Raw genomic sequence first — 21,924 nt, 5'->3', positions numbered from 1 at the left:
AGAACGTCTCCAAATCTCCCAAAAATTAAACTTCCAGATGATAACGACTGGTTAATTTATCCAACTGTTTAACGAGTAAACTCAAAAACAGTCCGACATCTGTCACCACACCGACAGACTCAACAGAACCGCGATCGCTGAGTTTTGTTACCACTGCGGGGTTAATATCGACACAAACCATTTTCACCCCTGCGGCGGTCATATTTCCAACGCCGATGGAATGTAACATTGTCGAAAGCATCAAGATCATCTCTGCGCCTTGCAACAACTCGGTATAGTGTTGTTGAGCTTTAATTAGATCCATCTGGGTATCGGGAAGCGGGCCGTCATCTCGAATGGAACCGGCTAGAGAAAAGGGTACATTATTCTTGACGCATTCATACATGACGCCACTCTTAAATAAACCCTTTTCTACGGCATTAGCGATACTTCCACAGCGTCGAATGGTATTAATCACCTTTAAATGGTGGCGGTGTCCCCCTTTAACGGCGGTTCCCTGCTTCATGTCTACCCCTAAAGAGGTTCCCATCATCGCTTGTTCGATATCGTGAACGGCGATCGCATTTCCGCCTAACAACGCTTGGACATAGCCTTCGCGAATTAAATGAGACAGATGTTCAGCCCCGCCTGTGTGGATGACAACAGGTCCTGCGGTGACAACAACTTTCCCGCCGCGATCGCGAATTTGCCGGAGTTCCCAGGCGACTTGTTCAACGATTAATTCTACCCGACGTTCACTAGAAACACCTGCCGACATGAAGCCAAATTCTTGGGGTGCATTGCGTTGTTCACGGGATTCTGTTTTGCGAATGGTACGAATTCCGGCGACATCAACCACGACTTTTTCACCGACTTCGAGATCGCGCAACAGCTTACATTGGGCTATAATGCCTTCTGGCGTTTCCTTTACAGCGATCGCTCCGTCCATGCGTTGTTTTTGGACTTGTACCCATTCTCCATTCACCCGTATTTCTGTGGGATAAATGGTGGTGACATAGAAATCATCGGGACTGACGCCATGTTGAGTAACAGGTTCTAACTTGGCATCTTGAATATCTTCGTCTAAAGAAACCGCCCCGATATCAATGAGTTGACTAATAATATCTTCCATCACTTGATGGGAGGGAGCGGAAATTTTAATTAAAGCATTAGATGTGCTTTGACGTTCTTCACCTAAGTTAAATTGTTGAACTTTGAAACTTCCCCCGCCTTCGACAATTAAATCTAGGGCTTGGTTAATTAAGCCTGCATCGAGTAAATGTCCTTCCATGCGAACAGTTCGGGTTTCGATCAACACAGTTGCATGGCGATCGGGGATAATCGGTTCGGTGACGCGCAGGGTGAGACATTTGGCGGCGCCGCCTGCTTTGAGGAATTCTGTTAAAGGGGTTTCAATAACGTTAAAGCCTGCTTCACTTAAACGGGCTTTGAGATTATCACTGACTTTGTTCATGACTACCGTTTGGTTAATGTTAACGGCGTTACAAGCAAAGTTCACGGCGTCGGGTTCTTCGATAGCGATGCGTTTTTCGGGAGGAATCCGCATTTCAATCAAGCGGTTAGAATAGGAGTCAAAAGCAGGGGGATAATAGAGGAGATAGCCTCCACTTAACGGACAGAAGCAGGTATCGAGGTGATAGAAGCGTTCATCCATTAAGCGCAGGGATAACACTTCGATATTCAACCATTCTGCAATTAGAGGATGGGAGTCGAGTTCGGAACGGAACCCATATCCCGCCCACAAATAGCGTCCTGAGCGATCAAATAACGCATCTCCGGCCCCTTCAAAGGGTAAGTCTTTGGGGAGTTCGTGAACGGTAAAGCCTTGGGACTCAAACCATTCTTTGAAGTAGGGTTCTTCGCCTTGACGTTCTTTGTGATAGAAGCGACTGAGGACAACGGTTTTATCGAGGACTAAACCCGCATTGGCGGTAAATACCATGTCGGGCCAGCCTTTTTGGGGTTTGACCAACTCGACAATAGCATGATCTTTGAGGGTGTGATAAAGCTTTTGCCACTGTTCAACGGAGCGATCGCGGGAAGATTTATGAATATTGCCCTCCATCCAGGGATTGATCACATAGTCCACGTCGTAGTGGTCTGGAGAACACATGAGGAAGCGAATCGAATCAGTCATAATAGGTAGAACTAGGTAGAACTAGGTAGACGCTAAACAGAGCTATTCACAGACATTTAAACCATTAACATTCGACCCACTTCTCAGGCTTAGAGGTGGGTAACTTTTCTGTTAATAATGCCAGTCTAATATTGTAGCAGCTTCTGGGACGTCAATATTTGCTCTCTGACATTCTCTCCCCAGTCGGGTGCATCAATTTTTCAAAGCTTTTTTCTCTCTAACAAAATTAACGGATTTGACACCCAGTCCAAAAACCCGGTAACTCCTACGAAATCGGGTTTTTATCAAAAATGCACCTTACCGACTAAATTTCACAGAAATGATCGATTGTTAAAGATGATTATTCAAGCAACTTTTATTTCCGTAATTTTACTGAGAAAGATTTGATAATTTAACATTTGAAGATCCGTGAAAACCCCATTTTTTTTCTCGGCGATTCCGACTAGGATGAGAAGTAGCAAGTTGAAAACAATCAATTATCCCTTCTAATCCTGGAGAATCAATTATGGATACCCAAGAGTTATTGGCACCGACTGAGTGGGAGGAGATCAAACGTCAACTGAAACCCGACGAGATACTGTTGGCGGTTGCGACTTCCTATGAGTGGGGAAAACCCAAGCAACAAATTTGTTTTCAAGTTGAAGGAGAATATTGGGGAGAATGGATGCCAGTAAATGATTTACCCCAGCAGGTTCCAGACTTTAAAACACCTCAAAAAGATCAACCGCCATCTCATATAAAGGTTGCAATTCCTCTTTCAGAACTTCCTCTAGATCCTCAAGTAGTAACTTTAGAGCAAGAAGCCGATGTAGATGCTTGGAATCAATTACTTAATTGGATTAATGAGTCTCTTTTCAATTTAAACTTGTTAGCGGCTGAAGCTTCTGTTCAACGACTTAAAAATCGATGTCCTAATAAAACAACACGAGAAATTGCTCAAACCCTAATTTTTCAAAAATGTTTACAAGTCTCGGGTTTAACTCTCATAAAAGCTGTTCCTAAAGTTGAAAGTATGCTTGATAATTTGATGGCAATTCAGTTGCCTGAAATTGCTAAAATTTCAGCAGAGATGGTATATCAAATCTCATCTTTATATGGATTCACAGAAGATCTCGTACAACAGGAAAATGAAATTTTAATGGCTTTCAGCGTTGCTTTACTAGGAGAAAAAGCTATTAATGCTGGTCTTGGATGGTTAAAATTGGGTTTTGTAGCCAGTACAGCTTTAAGTGCAACGGCTAAAGTTTTAATGATTCGTCTAATTGGCGATGTAGCCTGTCTATACTATGAAAATAAACGAGGAAGTTATGAACATAAACTAGAAAATCTAGATGAAGTTCGATCTGAAAGTCAGTTGTACTTAGAAACTCAGATGATTACAGAATCCATTACTGATTGGCTAGAGGAAGAAATTGAAACAGACTACGAGCTTATAAAAGAATATCAAAAAGAAACAACTCCATCAAAAATTAAAAATAATTCCAAAACAAAATTGCAAGAAAAACCTGGAGAAACTGCAACAAAAGAAGCAGAAGTAATCGTATCAGAGGTTCAAGAAGCTACAGCAAAAGCTAAAGAAGCAAAAGTAATCGTATCAGAGGTTCAAGAAGCTACAGCAGAAGCTAAAGACGCTCAAGAACAAATTTCTGCTTTAGTCCAATACGTTGAAAATATTGACGCAGCGATCGCGAAAAAAGAATACACTGAGATTAATGATTTTATCCTAGTTATAGGAAAGGAAAAACGTGTTATTGTCAAAGCTGGAGGAATCCCGAAAATTCAAAACACCGACAAATTCACTAAAGAATGCTTGAACACAGTAAAAATTTCTGTAGATGTTTCTAAATCGGTACAACAAGTTGTTCAGGAAGTTTGGACTCGTTACTGGCGTGAGCGTCTACTCGCAATTCTCAAAGACAAAAAAGTTTTTGAGCAAACAAAAACAAAACAAATCTTTTTCAAACTAAAAGAAAACTATCCCGCAGAAACCAAGCGTCTACTCGCCAACCGTTTCATTACTGAAAAATCTCTATTTGCAACCTTAGCAGGATTGGTGAATGTAGTTCCTATCGACGGAGAAAAAGTTAAGGTCAATTTGCTAAAAATATCGGCGTTTTTCATAGAAATGATTGAGCAAATTGCTTACATCTATGGCGATGATGTAATTAAGGATGGGGATAAACTGACAATTTTAGCGATTGTCTTTGAAACTGAAATTATTGCCAAGTTGCATTTAGAGTCTCTGACGAAACAAGGCGTTGTTAAAATTAAAAACGGTCAAATTGAAGCTGGAATTAACCTGGCATTATTCTTGTTAGTGGGATACGCAACTTGTGAATACTACGAATATAAACTGAAGAAGGAGAAATCAATTCTAGAGGATAAAGAAGCATTCAAAGAACTGAAGACGAAAGTAATCGCTTACTCGGAAGAATTAGTTGTTCAAGAAACGACTTTAGAAGCCGAAGTCATTGAAAAAGCAGTTGAAATTACAAAACAAGTTGAATCGATTGAAGCTAAAATCTCGCACCTGAAGAGAGGAGAAAAGGAACTCTCCCATATCAAACTGTAGGCTTCAGTAGTCCTCTCAAGAGGACTCATACAATAATCAAGAATTGAGTCGGTTAAAACCGACTTTTATTTTTAGACAGGGACTTCAGTCTCCGGCTTAGATGAAATTGAATTCACTGAGGTGCTTTATATGAAACGATGAAACTTTCTCCGTTCATCAAAGTTTTTTCTGTTTCGCACAATTAACGGGTTTGATGCACTCTACACAAGTGTTCTGGCGACTGCTATAGCAGAAATCAGGAGACAGGAGACAGGAGACAGAATTGAAACCTTTATCATAAAAGGATTTGACAGAAAAACAGTGTCCTAATCAACTCTTTCTCTGCTATATAACTTAGAACAAAACCATCCAAAAACGCAAAAAACGCCCTCCTTTTGGAGAGCGCTTTGAGTTATTCAAGCTAGCAATTAGCCTTTGATAACGGGTGCAGATTCAACAGAAGCTAAGTCTAAGGGGAAGTTGTGGACGTTGCGTTCGTGCATGGCTTCAATCCCTAAGTTGGCATGGTTGATTACGTCAGCCCAGGTATTAATTACTCGTCCGCTAGCATCAAGTACGGATTCGTTAAAGTTGAAACCATTCAGATTGAAGGCGAAGCAGGCAACCGCCAGAGACGCGCACCAGATGCCGACTACAGGCCAAGCTCCTAAAAGGAAATGTAAGCTACGGCTATTGTTGAAGCTGGCATATTGGAAGATTAAACGTCCAAAGTAACCGTGGGCTGCAACAATGTTGTAGGTTTCTTCTTCTTGACCAAATTTGTAACCGCAGTTTTGAGATTCGCTTTCGGTCGTTTCACGAATTAAAGAAGAAGTCACTAATGACCCGTGCATAGCGGAGAACAACGCTCCACCAAAAACACCGGCTACACCAAGCATATGTAGCGGGTGCATTAAGACGTTATGTTCGGCTTGCAGGACAAACATAAAGTTGAAAGTACCGGAAATTCCAAGGGGCAAACCGTCAGAGAAAGAACCTTGACCGATGGAATAAACCAGTAGTACCGCAGTAGCAGCAGCCACAGGAGCGCTATAGGCAACGCAGATCCAAGGACGCATTCCCAAGCGGTAGGATAATTCCCACTCCCGACCCATGTAGCAGAATATACCGATTAAGAAGTGGAAAATAATCAACTGGTAAGGGCCACCGTTGTACAACCATTCATCTAAGGATGCGGCTTCCCAGATGGGGTAGAAGTGCAGACCAATGGCGTTGGAGGAAGGAACAACAGCAGCAGTGATGATGTTGTTTCCGTACATTAAAGAACCAGCTACGGGTTCACGGATACCGTCAATGTCAACCGGAGGTGCTGCTACGAAGGCGATGATGTAGCAGATGGTTGCAGTCAACAGGGTGGGGATCATCAATACACCGAACCACCCGACATAAAAGCGGTTGCTGGTGGATGTTACCCAGTTGCAAAACTGATCCCAGAGGTTGGCGCTTTCGCGCTGCTGTAAGGTTGTTGTCATATCTCAAATATTATTGCTAGTGATTTTCAAGGTTTGTCGGCTATGTTTTACCGCTTTCTCATATCAATATATAACTACATAGTTAAGTAACTTGTCAAGGATACATCCATAAAATTTATAAGGTTTACTGAACTAATCAATAAGTAAAACTAATTATTTCAAGGAGGCTTCCGCCTTGGGGTTTTTGACAAGTAGCTTGAGAGTCAGGCGGGGTTTTGGGTTTTGGCCAAGGAGTGTTGGTTACTCCCGTCCCAATTTCCCTATTCCAACGGCCCTATGCTGCGAGCCTTCTCGTTGCATTAAGATAAATAACGTTCAATCAGAATAATCGCCACAATATCATCAATCGGGCGGGGAGGAGTGAGCATTCCTTGAGGAATTAAACGAGTTAATCCTTGAGGCGGATACATTTGCCAATAGCGATCGCGTGCTTCTAAGGTGCTATAACGTTCGTCTATTTGAATGATTTTTACGCTTTCTGGTAAGGCTTCAAGGAGTTTTTGTTTCCAAGTTTTAGATGTGGTTTGATTTCCCATCACACACAAATCAATGGGAAATTGTTGACACAAAGATTTTAAGGTGGCGATCGCTTCGGATGATGCGACAACTTGATGATATTTTAACAGGTTATCTGTTCCCATCACCGCAATTCCACATTTATCTTTACCCGGATCAAAACCTAGAATTATTTCCGGCATTGTTAGCTTCCTCCGCCTATTAAATGCTTCAAAACCTATTGTCTTTCATTGAATAAGGAACGAGTTCGATCTATCCTAAAAGAACCACCCTCAGTCTGAGTTTCTTTAGGTTTTGCATCCTCGGCTTCCCAGGGTTGTAAAATTTCGGGTTCTTCTTCAGTGATCATTTCTTGATCTTGAGGACGGGTACTAAAGATGATCTCTCCATTTTGACGTGCCAGTAAGTCAATTTTTAAAGGCCCAATTGTGTAAGTATCTTCGGCGGCGACAGCTTGTAATTCTACGGGTTGATCATGTTGTTGTAATTTTTCAAAAAAGTTAACTAAAGTTTCAACACGACTATCTCCAATTAGAATTAACCCATCGACATCTAAAACACCTACAAAACGAGCGCGAAACCGAGACGCATCTAGCAGTTGTTCAAGTTGTTGCTGAAGTTGATCATCGCTGAGAGTTGAAGGTTTGATTGAAGTTCCTGCGATCACTTCTCCTGATGTAAAAAGCAGTCTATTAGGTTCTGCTTTTGTAAAAACAGCCACCCGACTTTCTCCCGCCAAATAATTGGCTGCTGAAATAATTTGTACCACATAATCACGACCATCATCAATCTCCGTAATCAGTTCTTCTACTTCAGTTTTTGTAATTTGAATCACTTGTTCCTTCTCAACATTAGAGTTTCCCAGTTGGACTGAATTCATCGCATTACGATTAGCTTCTTGCAATAAACCATGAATTACATTTGTTGATTGCTTGGGATCTTTGACCCTTATTAAACCACTGGCTAAAACGGCGCCTCGTTTCAAAACAACACTACCTTCTCTTAAAAGCTGAAAATCTCGTTCAACGAGTTTAAATTGCTCTTTTAGATAGGCTTGTTGCTCCTCTAGTTTGACTTGTTGTTGTTCGAGTTCTTTGAGGAGTTTTTCCCGTTGAACAATAACTTTATCTCGTTCAGCGAGAACTTTATCTCGTTCAGCGATGACTTTATCTCGTTGAGAAATAACTTGATCTTGCTCGGCGATGACTTGCTCTTGATCGGCGATTTCGCGATCGCGCTCTTGTATTTGTGCTTTGACTTGCTCTCGTTGTTCGATTAATTTTTGGCGTTCAGCTTGCAGTTCTTGAATTTCTACTTGCAGTAATTTCTTTTGATCAAAGACTTCCTGAAGTTGATTTTCAGTCCGGTTGAGTTCTAATTCCGTTTGATTTTTTGCTTCGTCAATTTGACTCAATTGACCCTGAAGTTCATCGAGTCTTGTTTGAGTTTGTTGAAGTTGACTTTGAGTTTGTTGGAGTTTTGTTTCTGTTTCGGTTGCTTGACTATTGGCTTGTTCTAAAGAAGAATTGATTTGATTGAGTTGAGCTAAAGCAGCATTGAGAGAGGTTCTCGCCTTTTCTAATTCGGTTTCTACCCTTTCTTTTTCGTCTGATGTTTGTGTTAAATCTTTACGAGATTGGTTGAGTCGTTCTTGAATTTCATCAATTCTAAAGACTCCCCGACGCAGAGGTTTACTTGCAGCAAATAAAATGCCGAGTGTCAAACCCGACAATACAGTACCCGTGACCATCGTGACAACAACAGCAGTCGTTCGAGGGCGCAGCTTGAAAAGACTCAACCGAGCTTTACCCACTTTTGTCCCCAAGCGATCGCTAACGGTAGCGATCACGCCCCCCAACACCAATATTGAGATTACGAGGATGAATCCGGCGGTCATTTCAGTGATCGGTGATCAGTTACCAGTTGTTTGGTTCTGCTTTATAAAACTGATATAACGCGGTACAAACCGTGTTAATGTTTACTTCCTGCATCACCCCGGACTGTCGGCAGCACCCGGTCAGACAGGCAAATTAGCCGAGAAGCCCTCGGCATAATGTAATAAATTCAGACTCGCATTATAGTCACGATCTTTGACTTCACCGCAATTTAAACAATTGAAAACTCGTTCTTTCAGTGCTATTTCTTGAACGTGACCGCAACTTGAACAGGTCTTAGTTGACGGATAGAATCTATAGCGCAAAAACTACAACTGAGCCGTACCACGAGGATTTATACTCAACTTGGCGGCGAATTTCATAAAAAGCAGAATCGGCAATAGCACCCGCTAACTTGTTATTTTTCAACATCCCAGAAACATTCAAGTCTTCTAACCCGATGACTGCGTGGTTTTTGCATAGCCATGAGGTGAGTTTGTGAATTGTATCTTTCCGAATGTTGACAATTCTTTGATAAGCTTTTGCTAATTTTAGCTTGGCTTTATTCCTGTTGTTTGAACCCTTCTGTTTTCTAGAAAGTTCGCGCTGAAGTCGAGCCAGATTTTTCTGTGCTTTTTTGTGGGCTGCTGGATTGGCAAAAACAGTACCATCTGAACAGGTCGCCAATGCCTTAACCCCAACATCAACACCCAGATAAACTCTTGATTTAACAGTCTGTTCTGGTTCAAATTCGTAGGCTACAGACAGATACCAAGAATCAGCGACTCGACTAATTGTGACTCGTTTAGTCTGAATTTCCGGGAGGGGTTCATAAGTGAATACCCATCCAATAAAAGGAAGCTTCAATCTCCTCCCTGAAAACCTCATTACTTGGCCACAATTATCGAGAGTAAAGCTATCATTTCTGCCTTTTTTCTTGAACTTAGGATGTTTGGCAACGCCTTGAAAAAAGCGACTGAAAGCTTCCCCTAAGTGCATGAAGGCAAATTGATAAACTCTAGAACTTAGCGTTGACTGCCAGGGATAGTTTGGCTTAATGTGATTGGTGTAGAACTTTTTTAGCTTATTCGCAGAAGGTTTTAAACCCTGTTTGTAAGCTTCATTCCACATCGATAACGCCCAGTTCCAAACCCACCTAGAATATCCCTCGGTCGCAGCCCTTAAGGTTCTTTGACGGTTGTTAAGTTTGAGTTTGGTATGATAGGCTCGTTGCATAGATATATTATCTGATCTTACAGATAGTACCGTTTTGTACCATAAATCGTCTACTAAGTTACTGCTCCCGGATCTAGGTAAATTGCTGGCTCAGGGTCACAGGATTATGAACCGTTATCTTTTTCTTATGAATTGAGATCATGTTCTTTTGTCTGAGATCCCCGAGTAGACGAGTTACTGTGACTCGGGTTGAACCGATAGCTTCTGCGATCGCCTGATGAGAGAGCTTGAGATCGATTCTAATCCCCTCTTGACCCGGAACGCCAAAATCCCGACACAGAATTAATAAAAAGCTCACAAGTCTTGATCCCATATCTCGATGAGCCAGCGTTTCAATCATCATCTCAGTTTGCAAAATCCGAGATGACAATCCTCGCAGCATCACCATTGACAGTTCAGGATTGCTTTTGAGGGCTTTCTCGACCTGTTCGATCGGAACTGAAAGTAATTCTACGGGGGTAAAAGCGACGGCATGATAAAACCGATCCGATTTATGACCCGTAATCAAGGAGAGAACACCAAAGACGCTATTTTCTCGTAATAAGGCGACGGTAATTTCTTCTCCAGCTTCATAGACTCTAGAAAGTTTCACCGCTCCCTTGATGAGAACGTAGACGCGCTCTGCTGGATCTCCTGGGAAAAAGATGGTTTTACCCCGTTCAAAGGTTTCTACAACGGGAGGATATGCCCCGCCTCCGATCTGGCGGAACATCGCTGCTAACGGTCTATCATACGTCACGTCCCGATCCCTTGCGCTAACCAATGCCCTACTGTGTTCTACTACTTAATTTGAGTTTGGGTTAAGTTGATCTCTAAGTCAACCCGTACCCTCGTTTCCCTTTCTTAGCATAAGCTTAACAGAGAACCTGGGGTTACGAGCAGCTTTAGTCAAAACCTACATTTTGAGTGGGATTTTCTCTGCTAGTTACTAACACTGAGTCTGTGTTTACAGCAGCGTTCCCTATCGCCTCATACGCTAGCATATTTACGGCATAATCGCCTTGATTGAGAAAAATCTTCTGAATGGCGGCTAAATGCTACTGACCTTGCCTCCTTAAACCGACCCTGGCTTTCCATCTATTGAGGAAGGACATGAGATGTCAGAGGTGGCTGTGTCCGATGACCGAAGAAATGGGATACAAGCCTCGCCCTTCTAGGGGGACTTTTTCAAGGATTTGATGTAGTCCCTAAGAACTTCAGACATTGGTATTTGCTTGGACTTAGCGTAGTTCTTGAGTGCTTCATATTCTTGTTCGGACAACAGAAGTTGTAGTCGCTTAGTTCTTGCCATAGCTCTAAATATGTGTAGAATTAGATTATAGCGGGCTGGGTAATCAACCGCTCTAAAAACCCAGCCTAATGGCACTACGCTGAACCTTGGCAATTGAATCTATGGGGTTCTACTTGATTGTTCTAGATCCGAATCTAGAAGTAGGTAAAAGATTATATTGAGCTTGACGAGCAGTATTTTGGGAGTAATCCCAATCCAAGCCAACTTTGAAGGACTCTTCAACTACGGTGGGGCGCACCGAAAGTAACGGTTGGGGAGAGAACCACCTCTGGACTAGACGCTGCAAGGTATCTAATCTAAGTGGACTCGTTGAACCAAGAATCCTCTCGCCTAAAGGCAGAGGAGCGTCAAAATTCATCCTATGATAAGGGATTGGAATTCAGCCCAGAGCAACAGACCGATAACTTCTAGAATAAACGATTATGCTAAACCTGGACGGAAAAAACGCACTGGTAACGGGGATCGCCAACAATCGCTCGATCGCTTGGGGTATTGCCCAACAGCTTCACGCCGCCGGAGCGGACTTGGGAGTAACCTACCTTCCCGATGATAAAGGTCGGTTTGAAAAAAAAGTTGGAGAACTGGTTGAACCCCTCAACCCCAGTCTATTCCTCCCCTGCAATGTCCAAGATGACAGCCAAGTAGAGGCTGTATTCAAAACCATTGAGGACAAGTGGGGAAAACTGGACATTCTGATTCATTGTTTAGCCTTTGCGGACAAAGACGACTTATCCGGTGATTTTAGTAATGTCTCCCGTGAAGGCTTTACAAGGGCGCTCGATATTAGCGCTTACTCGTTGGTACAACTGGCGGCAGGCGCTAAACCCCTGATGGGTGAAGGCGGTAGTATTGTCACCCTGACGTATCTCGGGGGTGTGCGAGTGATCCCCAACTACAATGTTATGGGAATTGCTAAAGCTGCCTTAGAAATGAATGTTCGCTATTTAGCAGGGGAAATGGGGCCTTTGGGGATTCGGGTGAACGGCATTTCCGCAGGCCCAATTCGCACACTGGCTTCCTCGGCGGTGGGGGGTATTTTAGACATGATTCATCATGTTGAGGAAATCGCCCCGCTTCGTCGCACCGTGACTCAACAGGAGGTGGGAAATACTGCCGCTTTCCTGTGTAGTGATCTGGCCAGTGGGATTACCGGACAAATTTTGTATGTAGATTCCGGTTACTGCATCATGGGAATGTAGCAAAATAGGTTAAGGGTTAGGTGTTGGTGAACCGAATCAGAACACTTAACCCGGGAATTCAACGATTTCACCTTGCCTGACATCTGACAGTTACTCAGTTGTTCAGTTAGATTTAACTCAAGTGAGTAAGGACGATTTTAGTTGTGATTATTGCTATTTAAACCTAATTGCAATAAGTTCAAGTATTGGGTTAATGTAAACGCATCCACACCCAACTCTGTTTTGTCTTTTGCTGCTTTTATTCCGGCTTGGGCGTGCCACCAAACGGCTGTTTTCACGATAGCATCTATGGGCGTTTGATTTAACACCACTGCGGCTAATAATCCACCTAATAAACCCGTTAAAACATCACCACTTCCTCCTCTAGCTAATGCGGGTGTACTTTCGGGATTCATCCAAACTGTGTTCTCGGTTCCGATACAAACTCTCGCCCCTTTTAAGAGGACAATACTTTGACTTTGTTGGGCGGCTTTTTGCGTGACTAATATACGATTCTTTAACTCCTCGACTAAATCAGGAAATAATCGCTTAAATTCACCCGGATGAGGAGTAATAACCGTTGCCGCTTGTCGTTGAGATAGCGTAGAAATGGGGTCAAGTTGGGCTAAAATATTTAAACCATCTGCATCTAAAATTAACGGTTGATTACCGTCGAGAATCATTTGTACAATTGTACTAGCTGATTGTGTTAAACCAGGGCCACAGGCGATCGCATCAAATTGATCTAAACTAAAATGAGAGGGAAAGTCTAAAATTGCCCCATCTTCTGTTTCTGGACAACCCACAATTAAAGCTTCTGGAAGTTGGCTACTCAATAAAGGTTTAATCGAGTTAGGAACTGCAATAGATAGCATTCCCACACCCGACGCCCTCGCCCCTAAACCTGCTAAAATTGCGGCTCCCGTATAACGATGAGAACCTGCTACAATCAGTAAATTACCGTTCTTGTATTTGTGAGAAGTCAAAGGACGAGGTAAGGGTAAATCAGCGATGGCGTTTTCTTTAGTAATCCGTCGAAATTCGGGGTTTTTCCCTAAAATAGCCTGAATATCAGCTAAGGGAATATCAAAGTCAATCAGTTCAACATTTCCCAAATAATCTAAGGCTGAATCTTGTAAAAATGCTAACTTCCACAATCCCAAACAAAAGGTGTCAGTCGCGTTAATAGCCGTTCCTAAAACTTCTCCGGTATCCGTATGAATCCCGGAAGGTAAATCAATACTCAAAACCCTTTTCTTCCAAGCATTAATCTGATTCACGGCTTCTGCTAATTCATCAGTTATCGGACGTTCTAAACCAAAGCCAAACATCCCATCAATAATTACATCGCAGTTTTGCAAAGATTCAATATTTAGATTGATCAAAATTCCCAAACTTGTGATATACTTCAAATGGGATTGAGTGAGTTCTTTTTGTTTAGAAAACGGACAATAAACAACCAAAGAATATCCTAAAAAATGCAATTCCCGAGCGACAACTAAGGCATCCCCGCCGTTATGACCCGGCCCAACAATCACCCCAATCGAAGTAACAGGAATTGACTCGATTTTGCTGAGAATCCGTTGGGTAATTCGTCCGGCTACTTTTTCCATTAATGCGGCTACAGGCATTCCTGCATCAAACAGACGAGTTTCTATCGCCTGCATTTGTTTAGCAGTGACGACAAAATGTTGAATTTCGGTTCTATTTTTACGGTTAAACATAATTAAATAGTAGGTTGGGTTGAGGTACGAAACCCAACATTCAAAGACTTCGTTTCCCCCATTTTACAACTCGTCGGTTGGGTTGAGGTAAAAAACCCAACTTTGAATAATTATTGTTGGGTTTCTACATTGTTGGGTTTTTATATTGTTGGGTTTTTATATTGTTGGGTTTCACTTCGTTCTAGCCAACCTACTACCCAACTTTGAATAATTATTGTTGGGTTTCTACATTGTTGGGTTTCTACATTGTTGGGTTTCACTTCGTTCTACCCAACCTACTGACTACTTACCAAAATAAACCTGCGCTCCCGAAATTCCTGCATCAATAAAATAATCTTCCCATTCTTTAGCAAGGGTTTGATTTGCAAATGGCCCCACTGCAATAAAAGGGTCAACCGCTAAGTCTTGAATCATCACACTGTTTTCCGGCGCACCCAACGTAATCACATCATTTGCGATGATATTTAAATCAGCAGCTTGAGCGGGAATTAACACAAAATAACGATTCGTCTCCGATAACCCATAACCGTCAGTATCCGAAGGTTTAGAGGTAATAGGTGTCGTCGGAACTTCCGGTTGAATCGCCACCCAAAGCTGCAAATCTTGCAAACTTTGAATAATTTCTGAAGGAATTCCTCGCAAGTTTAATTCATCCGCCAGGAGTCGAGCATTACTCCAATTGACAAAACTCCCCGCTTGAATAAGCAGTTTACCTTCATATTCTTTGACTTCCGCATTGGGTGCTACTTTCTTCACCTCAAATAACGCCGCATCATTAACACTTACAAACACTTGATATAAACCTAAACTTCCTTCAGGAAAGACATAAATCGGCGGAATATTTGTTTCAATCGGTTTTTCTTCGTTAGTGGGTAAAGGAACAATAGGAGGTGCCGCATTAATCGCCCCTGTAAACACTTTTTCGTCTTCAAAGTTGGTAATTTGGGCTTCTATACCGTAGGATTGCAAATCTTCAACGACTCTTTCGGCTTCACTCTCTCTAAAATAGATACCCGCATCTATGATTCTGCGATTTCTGTAGTTGCGAATCACAGCGCCGGGCTGGACTTGCTGAACGACTTCTAACAAAAAGGGACTATCGCTGTTAACATATACCCCATAGCGTTGTTGCTGTGCGAACCCTGGAGAAATTTCAGCTAAACCCGTCCCCAATAGCAGTAAAATCGCCGTTAGTGGGGTTCGCAATCTCTGCTGAATCCACCGTTTGTAGTTTTTATGTATTATCATAGAAGTTACAGACATTCTCGGTTCCTCCAACACTAAGCGTAATAATGTCATCATTTATAGAGAAGTACATCTAAACTAGCAGCTTATTATCGCCTAATCCCATGAAAAAAGTCGTTGTCGGTTTATCAGGAGGAGTTGACAGTTCAACCGCCGCCGCTATTCTGCACCACCAAGGCTATGAAGTGGTGGGGTTAACGCTATGGTTAATGAAAGGAAAAGGTCAATGCTGTTCAGAAGGGATGGTTGATGCCGCGTTTATCTGCGAACAGTTAGGCGTTCCTCATCATATCGTGGACAGTCGAGATTTGTTTCAAACTCATATTATCGATTATTTGGTCGAAGGCTATAGTGCGGGAATTACGCCGTTACCCTGTTCTCAATGTAATAAAGCCGTGAAATTCGGCCCGATGTTGCGGTATTCACGAGAAGAATTAGGCATTGATTTGATTGCTACAGGTCATTATGCCAGAATTCGGTATGATCAACAAAGTGACCGTTATCAACTCTTAAGAGCGGTTGACAAAAGTAAAGATCAGTCCTATTTCTTGTATGATTTAACTCAAGATTTGTTGGCGGGTGTTGTGTTTCCCTTGGGGGAAGTTCTCAAAAGTGAAACCCGACGCATTGCGGCTGAATATAACTTGAAAACGGCGGATAAACCGGAAAGTCAAGACCTCTGTTTGGTTGAGGCAAATGGTTCAATGCGGGCGTTTTTGGATAAATATATTACAGGTCAAAAAGGCGATATTGTTGATCAAAATGGTCAAGTTTTAGGTCAGCATGAAGGGATTCATCACTATACCATCGGACAACGCAAAGGTTTAGGAATAGCCGCGCCAAACCCATTATATGTTATTGGCATTGATGCCGGACGAAATCAAGTGATTGTTGGCGATCGCGAAAATGCGACTCAAACGGAGTGTATCATTAAACGGGTGAATTGGGTATCAATGGCGCCGCCCACTTCTCCCATTCGCGCTGAAGTGCAAATTCGTTATCGAACAAAACCCCAACCTGTTACGGTTGTACCGTTAAATTCCGCAGAAGGCGAAGAAGTCAAATTGATTTTTGATGAACCCATTTTCGGAATTACACCCGGTCAAGGTGCGGTTTGGTACGATGGAGAAATTGTGTTAGGTGGCGGAATTATTTGCAGTTAAAACCTCTCCCTAAATCCCTCTCCAATCCCCCCTTAATCCCCCCTTAAAAAGGGGGGTGGGGTGAGGGACTTTGAAGAACCTCTCCCTAAATCCCTCTCCAATCCCCCCTTAATCCCCCCTTAAAAAGGGGGGTGGGGCGAGGGACTTTGTTTTAAATTTGGCGATCGCCGAAGCGATGAAAACAAATATATTATAATCATATAAGCTTGTAAAGTCGTTGAAAAAATGTCTGCTAGAGATCGATTTCATAATGCTGTTAAAAAAGCACTTCAGAAAGAACAGTGGATGATCACCCATGATCCATTAAGAATTGAGTTTGGGAAAGATGATCTAGTTGAAATTGATTTAGCCGCAGAACATTTTATTGTAGCAGAAAAAGCAGAAGTAAAAATTGCAGTTGAAGTTAAAAGCTTTTTAAGAGATTCTGCTTTATCGGACTTTCATACTGCGTTAGGACAATTTTTAAATTATCGCTTAGTGCTTGAAGAAAGCGAACCCGAACGTACACTTTATTTAGCAGTTCCCATTTCCGCTTATGAAGTCTTCTTTCAACGAAAACTCCCCCAAACGGCTATCAAAAAGTATAAAATAAAACTAATTGTCTACGAACCGACTGATGAGGTGATTGTTCAATGGATCGACTAGAACACTACCGTCAATGTATTCAAAAATTACTGCTGGAACATTGTCAAGGTCAGTCTCCTAATGGTGAATTTGAGGTTCATCCCATTTTTGATCGGGAACGAGATCATTATTTAATTGTGGATTTTGGATGGGATAATTACCGTCGGATTTATAATTGTGTGATGCACTTGAATATTCAGAATAATAAAGTCTGGATTCAACGCAATCAAACGGATTACAGTCTTGCTGAAGAATTGGTTTCGTTGGGAATTCCAAAGGAAGATATTGTTTTGGGACTTCAGCCAATTTCTGTTCGAGAATATACGGGGTTTGGCGTCGCTTCGGAGTGAATAAAATCGCAGTTGGTGAAAATGAACCTCTCCCTAAATCCCTCTCCTATCAAGCGAGGGACTTTGAAGAACCTCTCCCTAAATCCCTCTTTTAAAAGGCGAAAAACTGTGAAGAACCTCTCCCTAAATCCCTCTCCAATCCCCCCTTAATCCCCCCTTAAAAAGGCAGGGCTGTTTCATTCTAGCAAAATCCAAAGCCTAGACCACCTGTTATTAAGCCATCTTTGACCTTCAGTAATAGAGACAAATCCTAACAGTCGAAACAGATTCATTGCTATAGTTTGGAGGATGGATAAATTCGTTCGGGCTTGAAAGTGATGGATTTGAGAACTATCCTCTTTAAAGATTACATCTTTTACCCAGTGAAGCTGATTTTCTATTAACCAATGCCCTTTTATTTGCGTTGCAAAAACTTCAGCTTTTTCAGACAAACTACTGATGTAGTAAGCGACTTGATGATAATTATTTTTACCTCTTTTACCCCATCTTTCAACTCGAATTAAGCTTTGAATACCACACCAATTAGATTTCAGGGGATCTATACTCTTGAAAACCGAGACTTGACGTTTAATTTGGCGACCATGACTTTTATCTTGCTCTATATTGATACTCAGAGGCTCTTCAGAGTGGGTGACAGACTCTAGAGCTTGATACAATTTTTTTTGATTCTTTTTGACCGTGATTAAGTAGTGATTTTCTGATTTAATAATTTGTTGAATTGTTTGCTTTTGGCAGTGCAGAGCATCCAGAGTAAATACTTTATTCTTAAGGGGTAAATTTCCGATGATTTCTTGGACTTGCTTAATTTCTGAACAGTGTTTGTTCTCGAAGCAATTTAATCCCAACACAACTTGATATTCTTGACTATACAAGGAAACAAATGAAACAAAATTTTGATGAGAGTTAGCAAAATTGTCTACGGTGCTGCTCAAACTTTTTCCATCAATACAGACCCAATCTCTCAAATCACTCAACTCATTAAGTTGACTCGACCATTGATTAAAAATATCTTGAAGATTCGACCAGTCTACTCCAATTAGCACTCGTCTTATTGTTGATGAAGAAGGGACTTTTTTCGAGAAAATTTTAAATTTATTAAGAATTAGCTGTTGATTAGCTTTGGCAAAATCTCCCATCGCTCTATACCCTAAGTATCCCTGCATCGCTGCCAAAATTACTATCAATAAAACCAACCATAAAGGATGTCTTCTGCCTTGGCAGGGCGCGAAAGTCCTTGATTTTTTTGAGTGCTTCAATTAGACTATTCATATCTAGAAATTTTCTGAAAAAGCTGGCGATCGCTATCATCTTACATCAAGTGCGATCGCCAGTTTCATTATTAAACTCCAGATTGACCGATGGGAGTCCAAAGTGATGTTTGAGTTTGGCGATCGCTACGCGATCGCGACAGCGCAATCGCTATGTTTTTCTAGGATTTTAGATTTTCTGAAAAAAAAAGGAGTGAAACAGCCTAATTTCTAAGGTCAAGCGCGATCGCAAAATTTTAGAACGAAACGGCCCTGCCCTTAAAAAGGGGGGTGGGGCGAGGGACTTTGAAGCATAGCGATCGCATTTTAAAGATTTTCAGCAATAGTCAGTTCATAGTGCAGAACTAAAATTTCATCTGTGTTTAGGGTTGCTATTGCATATTATAATGAGCGATCAATAATTGCTTGCATTTGCTGAAGAATATCCTCAAAAGAAGAACTATTTTCAGATTGAGATTGATTGTTTTTTTGAGTTGCCGTTAATTTTCTCAAGCAGTCTGCATAATTTCCTCGAACTGTGATTGTATCGCGATGACCAACTCCGAGAGTTCGTTCAAACATTTCTAAGGCTTGCTGATACAGAGGTTCGGCTTCACTGTTGCGTCCCTGGGAGTGGTAAAGCAAGGCGAGGTTGTTCAGGCTGGAGGCAACATCGGGATGATCTCCTTGAAACAGCCGTTGTCTCATTTCTAAGGCTTGCAGATACAGGGGTTCAGCTTCGTTGTTGCGTCCTTGAGAGTCGTAAAGGGAGGCGAGGTTGTTGAGGCTGGTGGCAACATCGGGATGGTCGCCTTCAAACAGCCGTTGTGTCATTGCTAAGGCTTGCTGATACAAGGGTTCGGCTTCACTGTAGCGTCCTTGTGACTGGTAAAGGTAGGCGAGGTTATTCAGGCTGGAGGCTAGATGGGGATGGTCGCCTTCAAACAGCCGTTGATACATTTCTAAGGCTTGCTGTAAAAGGGGTTCGGCTTCACTGTTGCGTCCTTGTGACTGGTAAAGTCCGGCGAGGTTATTCAGGCTGAGTGCAACATTGGGATGGTCGCCTTCAAACAGCCGTTGATACATTTCTAAGGCTTGCTGATACAGGGGTTCGGCTTCACTGTAGCGTCCTTGTGACTTGTAAAGGTAGGCGAGGTTATTCAGGCTGGAGGCAACATCGGGATGGTCGCCTTCAAACAGCCGTTGTGTCATTGCTAAGGCTTGCTGATACAGGGGTTCAGCTTCACTGTAACGTCCTTGTGAGTCGTAAAGTAAACCTAAGTTATTCAGGCTGGAGGCTAGATGGGGATGGTCGCCTTCAAACAGCCGTTGATACATTTCTAAGGCTTGCTGTAAAAGGGGTTCGGCTTCACTGTTGCGTCCTTGTGACTCATAAAGGTAGGCGAGGTTATTCAGGCTGGAGGCAACAGAGGGATGGTCGCCTTCAAACAGCCGTTGTCTCATTGCTAAGGCTTGCTGTAAAAGGGGTTCGGCTTCACTGTTGCGTCCTTGTGACTGGTAAAGGGAGGCGAGGTTGTTCAGGCTGGAGGCAACATAGGGATGGTCGCCTTCAAACAGCCGTTGTGTCATTGCTAAGGCTTGCTGTAAAAGGGGTTCGGCTTCACTGTTGCGTCCTTGTGACTCATAAAGGTAGGCGAGGTTATTCAGGCTGGAGGCAACAGAGGGATGGTCGCCTTCAAACAGCCGTTGTCTCATCTCTAAGGCTTGCTGATACAGGGGTTCAGCTTCACTGTAGCGTCCTTGTGACTCGTAAAGGGAGGCGAGGTTGTTCAGGCTGGTAGCAACATCGTTATGTTCATCTCCGAAACGGGTTTTTGCCCTCTCCAAACTTTTCTTTAGCCAAGGTTCAGCTTGAGAGTATAACGTCTGACTTTGATAAAACCAAGCTACACGAGTAAAGGGTGTAACTAAATCTTCATTAGATAACAACTCAGTGAAACTATTAGCAACTTCTTCGATATGTTTAATGGCAGGTTCAACCTGTTTGACTTGTTGCGTTGTCATATTGTGAGGAATTTCATCAGCAATTTTAACCATTGTGGTGACAAAGGCTTGTTTCATTGCGGTTGCGGCTTCCTGTTCCTCCAGTTTGTCGCGGAAAAACTCTCGCAGGAGTCGATGGAGGCGATAGGTTTTTTGTTCGGTTCGTTTGAGGAGACTGAGTTTAACTAACTGGCGTCTGCCGTCTTCAACATCTTCGAGATCAATTTCCTCCCCCTGCCAAAATTGATACACGATTTCAACCAACTCCCACAACATCTCATCGGGATAAAACAGAGACAACAAACAACCCAACCGTTGAGTTTCTGGCTGTTGCTGCAACCGTTCCCAACTCAACTCAAATGCTGCGGCGACTCCCAATTTTGCCGTTACTGCTGCCTCTGCATCTCCGAGAGAACGATGTTTTAGGCGTTTGCGTTGCAGGCGTTTCTGCATCTCGGCGAGGGAAAGAACCTCATCCTCTGCCAGATATTTCCCCACCAATTCTAACCCCAAGGGCAAATATCCCAACCATTCACAGAGTTGTTGGGCGGTTTCCGGTTCGGCTTGAACTCGTTCCGTTCCGATGATAGACTCCAGTAACTTTAAAGCATCATCGGGGTGAAGTACCTCTAAATTTAGGGGAGTAACGTTGGGTATCTGTTCTCGCGTGGTGATTAATATTTTGAACCGAGGATCTCCGGGCAAATAGGGCTTAACCTGTTGCTTGTAGCCGATGACATCATCAACAATTAACAACACCTCACCTTCCGCCCAATGTTGCCAGCAATAAGCCAACTGTTCCGCTTCCAAAAAGCCTGTAAAATCCATCTTGGGGAAAAACCGGGGACGGGCAAATTGAATCACCTCAAAGATAAAACTCCCCCCAGAAATGAAGCAAACGCCGCCTTTGTAGGTATCATTGAGATGTTGACGGGCGTATTGGATGGCGAGTTCGGTTTTGCCGACTCCTCCCATTCCCACCACTGCTGCGGCGATCGCAACTTGGGTATTTTGTTGTAGGAGTTGGTGGAGTTCTTCGAGAGGTTCATCCCGTCCAAAAAACTTTTCGGGTTCGAGAATGCCCCGTTGCCCTAAATTTTGGTAGGGTTCAGCCCCCCTTGCCCCCCAAGTTTGGGGAGAACCTTCTTGAAAGCCCCCAGTATTGGCAGGGCCGTTTCATTCTAAAATTTGGCGATCGCGCTTGACCTAAGAAATTAGGCTGTTTCACTCCTTTTTTCTTCAGAAAATCTAAAATCCTAGAAAAACATAGCGATCGCCAAACTTAAACTTC

General features: G+C 42.6%; 15 protein-coding genes and 1 pseudogene. 5 read left to right on the top strand and 11 right to left on the bottom strand.

The window, feature by feature from the left end:
* Window positions 1-25: 25 nt before the first annotated feature.
* On the bottom strand, window positions 26-2,137 hold the full coding sequence (argZ, locus tag VB836_RS26680) for a bifunctional arginine dihydrolase/ornithine cyclodeaminase (RefSeq protein ID WP_323224089.1): 2,112 nt from the start codon (window positions 2,135-2,137) through the stop codon (window positions 26-28).
* Window positions 2,138-2,801: 664 nt separating this feature from the next.
* Between argZ and VB836_RS26675 the strand changes: the two genes are divergently transcribed.
* A complete protein-coding gene (locus tag VB836_RS26675) occupies window positions 2,802-4,709 on the top strand; it encodes a hypothetical protein (protein ID WP_323224087.1) in 1,908 nt (635 codons plus the stop codon).
* Between the two features lie 407 nt (window positions 4,710-5,116).
* Here VB836_RS26675 and psbA read toward each other — a convergent pair whose 3' ends face one another.
* The 6 genes from psbA to ntcA form a co-directional block, all read right to left on the bottom strand.
* A complete protein-coding gene (gene psbA / locus VB836_RS26670; protein ID WP_323224085.1) occupies window positions 5,117-6,181 on the bottom strand; it encodes a photosystem II q(b) protein in 1,065 nt (354 codons plus the stop codon).
* 299 nt (window positions 6,182-6,480) lie between these two features.
* A complete protein-coding gene (locus tag VB836_RS26665; protein WP_046281905.1) occupies window positions 6,481-6,870 on the bottom strand; it encodes a pre-16S rRNA-processing nuclease YqgF in 390 nt (129 codons plus the stop codon).
* A gap of 44 nt (window positions 6,871-6,914) precedes the next feature.
* On the bottom strand, window positions 6,915-8,594 hold the full coding sequence (locus tag VB836_RS26660) for a DUF3084 domain-containing protein (protein ID WP_323224083.1): 1,680 nt from the start codon (window positions 8,592-8,594) through the stop codon (window positions 6,915-6,917).
* A gap of 120 nt (window positions 8,595-8,714) precedes the next feature.
* Window positions 8,715-8,897 carry a zinc ribbon domain-containing protein gene (locus VB836_RS26655; protein ID WP_323224082.1) on the bottom strand — a complete coding sequence of 61 codons (183 nt, stop codon included), beginning with the start codon at window positions 8,895-8,897 and terminating at the stop codon, window positions 8,715-8,717.
* Window positions 8,887-9,807, bottom strand: a complete 921-nt coding sequence (locus VB836_RS26650; RefSeq protein WP_323224080.1) for an RNA-guided endonuclease InsQ/TnpB family protein — start codon at window positions 9,805-9,807, stop codon at window positions 8,887-8,889. Before VB836_RS26650 ends, VB836_RS26655 begins: the two co-directional genes overlap by 11 nt.
* A 73-nt stretch (window positions 9,808-9,880) precedes the next feature.
* On the bottom strand, window positions 9,881-10,546 hold the full coding sequence (gene ntcA / locus VB836_RS26645) for a global nitrogen regulator NtcA (protein WP_425354776.1): 666 nt from the start codon (window positions 10,544-10,546) through the stop codon (window positions 9,881-9,883).
* A gap of 974 nt (window positions 10,547-11,520) precedes the next feature.
* Between ntcA and fabI the strand changes: the two genes are divergently transcribed.
* A complete protein-coding gene (gene fabI, locus VB836_RS26640; RefSeq protein ID WP_046281901.1) occupies window positions 11,521-12,297 on the top strand; it encodes an enoyl-ACP reductase FabI in 777 nt (258 codons plus the stop codon).
* Window positions 12,298-12,434: 137 nt separating this feature from the next.
* Here the strand turns inward: fabI and VB836_RS26635 are convergent, their stop codons facing one another.
* Both VB836_RS26635 and VB836_RS26630 read right to left on the bottom strand, forming a co-directional pair.
* Window positions 12,435-14,000 carry an NAD(P)H-hydrate dehydratase gene (locus VB836_RS26635; protein WP_323224078.1) on the bottom strand — a complete coding sequence of 522 codons (1,566 nt, stop codon included), beginning with the start codon at window positions 13,998-14,000 and terminating at the stop codon, window positions 12,435-12,437.
* 282 nt (window positions 14,001-14,282) lie between these two features.
* The gene (locus tag VB836_RS26630) at window positions 14,283-15,263 is read right to left on the bottom strand and encodes an SPOR domain-containing protein (protein ID WP_323224076.1); all 981 of its coding nucleotides are present in this window, start codon (window positions 15,261-15,263) and stop codon (window positions 14,283-14,285) included.
* Window positions 15,264-15,349: 86 nt separating this feature from the next.
* On the opposite strand from VB836_RS26630, the gene mnmA reads away from it, so the two are divergent.
* From mnmA to VB836_RS26615, 3 genes are all read left to right on the top strand, one after another.
* The gene (gene mnmA / locus VB836_RS26625; protein ID WP_323224074.1) at window positions 15,350-16,408 is read left to right on the top strand and encodes a tRNA 2-thiouridine(34) synthase MnmA; all 1,059 of its coding nucleotides are present in this window, start codon (window positions 15,350-15,352) and stop codon (window positions 16,406-16,408) included.
* A gap of 225 nt (window positions 16,409-16,633) precedes the next feature.
* Entirely contained in the window at window positions 16,634-17,053 is a 420-nt protein-coding gene (locus tag VB836_RS26620) for a XisH family protein (protein ID WP_046282352.1), read from the top strand.
* Window positions 17,041-17,382, top strand: a complete 342-nt coding sequence (locus VB836_RS26615; protein ID WP_323224072.1) for a XisI protein — start codon at window positions 17,041-17,043, stop codon at window positions 17,380-17,382. Before VB836_RS26620 ends, VB836_RS26615 begins: the two co-directional genes overlap by 13 nt.
* A 176-nt stretch (window positions 17,383-17,558) precedes the next feature.
* Here VB836_RS26615 and VB836_RS26610 read toward each other — a convergent pair.
* Window positions 17,559-18,651: pseudogene (locus VB836_RS26610) on the bottom strand (ISAs1 family transposase).
* Between the two features lie 380 nt (window positions 18,652-19,031).
* A complete protein-coding gene (locus tag VB836_RS26605) occupies window positions 19,032-21,713 on the bottom strand; it encodes a tetratricopeptide repeat protein (RefSeq protein ID WP_323224135.1) in 2,682 nt (893 codons plus the stop codon).
* Window positions 21,714-21,924: the final 211 nt, after the last annotated feature.

The sequence above is a fragment of the Limnoraphis robusta BA-68 BA1 genome (assembly GCF_034932365.1).
In the GTDB taxonomy this organism is placed as follows: domain Bacteria; phylum Cyanobacteriota; class Cyanobacteriia; order Cyanobacteriales; family Microcoleaceae; genus Capilliphycus; species Capilliphycus robustus.
Note: the sequence above shows the minus strand (reverse complement) of the source record. Positions and strands in the feature narration are given on the sequence as shown.

What these genes read in the sequence shown, in the direction of transcription:
- argZ (WP_323224089.1), bottom strand. Translation starts at nt 2,137, where the DNA reads ATGACTGATTCGATTCGCTTCCTCATGTGTTCTCCAGACCACTACGAC.
- mnmA (WP_323224074.1), top strand. Translation starts at nt 15,350, where the DNA reads ATGAAAAAAGTCGTTGTCGGTTTATCAGGAGGAGTTGACAGTTCAACC.
- VB836_RS26620 (WP_046282352.1), top strand. Translation starts at nt 16,634, where the DNA reads ATGTCTGCTAGAGATCGATTTCATAATGCTGTTAAAAAAGCACTTCAG.
- VB836_RS26660 (WP_323224083.1), bottom strand. Translation starts at nt 8,594, where the DNA reads ATGACCGCCGGATTCATCCTCGTAATCTCAATATTGGTGTTGGGGGGC.
- VB836_RS26615 (WP_323224072.1), top strand. Translation starts at nt 17,041, where the DNA reads ATGGATCGACTAGAACACTACCGTCAATGTATTCAAAAATTACTGCTG.
- VB836_RS26650 (WP_323224080.1), bottom strand. Translation starts at nt 9,807, where the DNA reads ATGCAACGAGCCTATCATACCAAACTCAAACTTAACAACCGTCAAAGA.
- VB836_RS26675 (WP_323224087.1), top strand. Translation starts at nt 2,802, where the DNA reads ATGCCAGTAAATGATTTACCCCAGCAGGTTCCAGACTTTAAAACACCT.
- VB836_RS26630 (WP_323224076.1), bottom strand. Translation starts at nt 15,263, where the DNA reads ATGTCTGTAACTTCTATGATAATACATAAAAACTACAAACGGTGGATT.
- fabI (WP_046281901.1), top strand. Translation starts at nt 11,521, where the DNA reads ATGCTAAACCTGGACGGAAAAAACGCACTGGTAACGGGGATCGCCAAC.
- psbA (WP_323224085.1), bottom strand. Translation starts at nt 6,181, where the DNA reads ATGACAACAACCTTACAGCAGCGCGAAAGCGCCAACCTCTGGGATCAG.
- VB836_RS26635 (WP_323224078.1), bottom strand. Translation starts at nt 14,000, where the DNA reads ATGTTTAACCGTAAAAATAGAACCGAAATTCAACATTTTGTCGTCACT.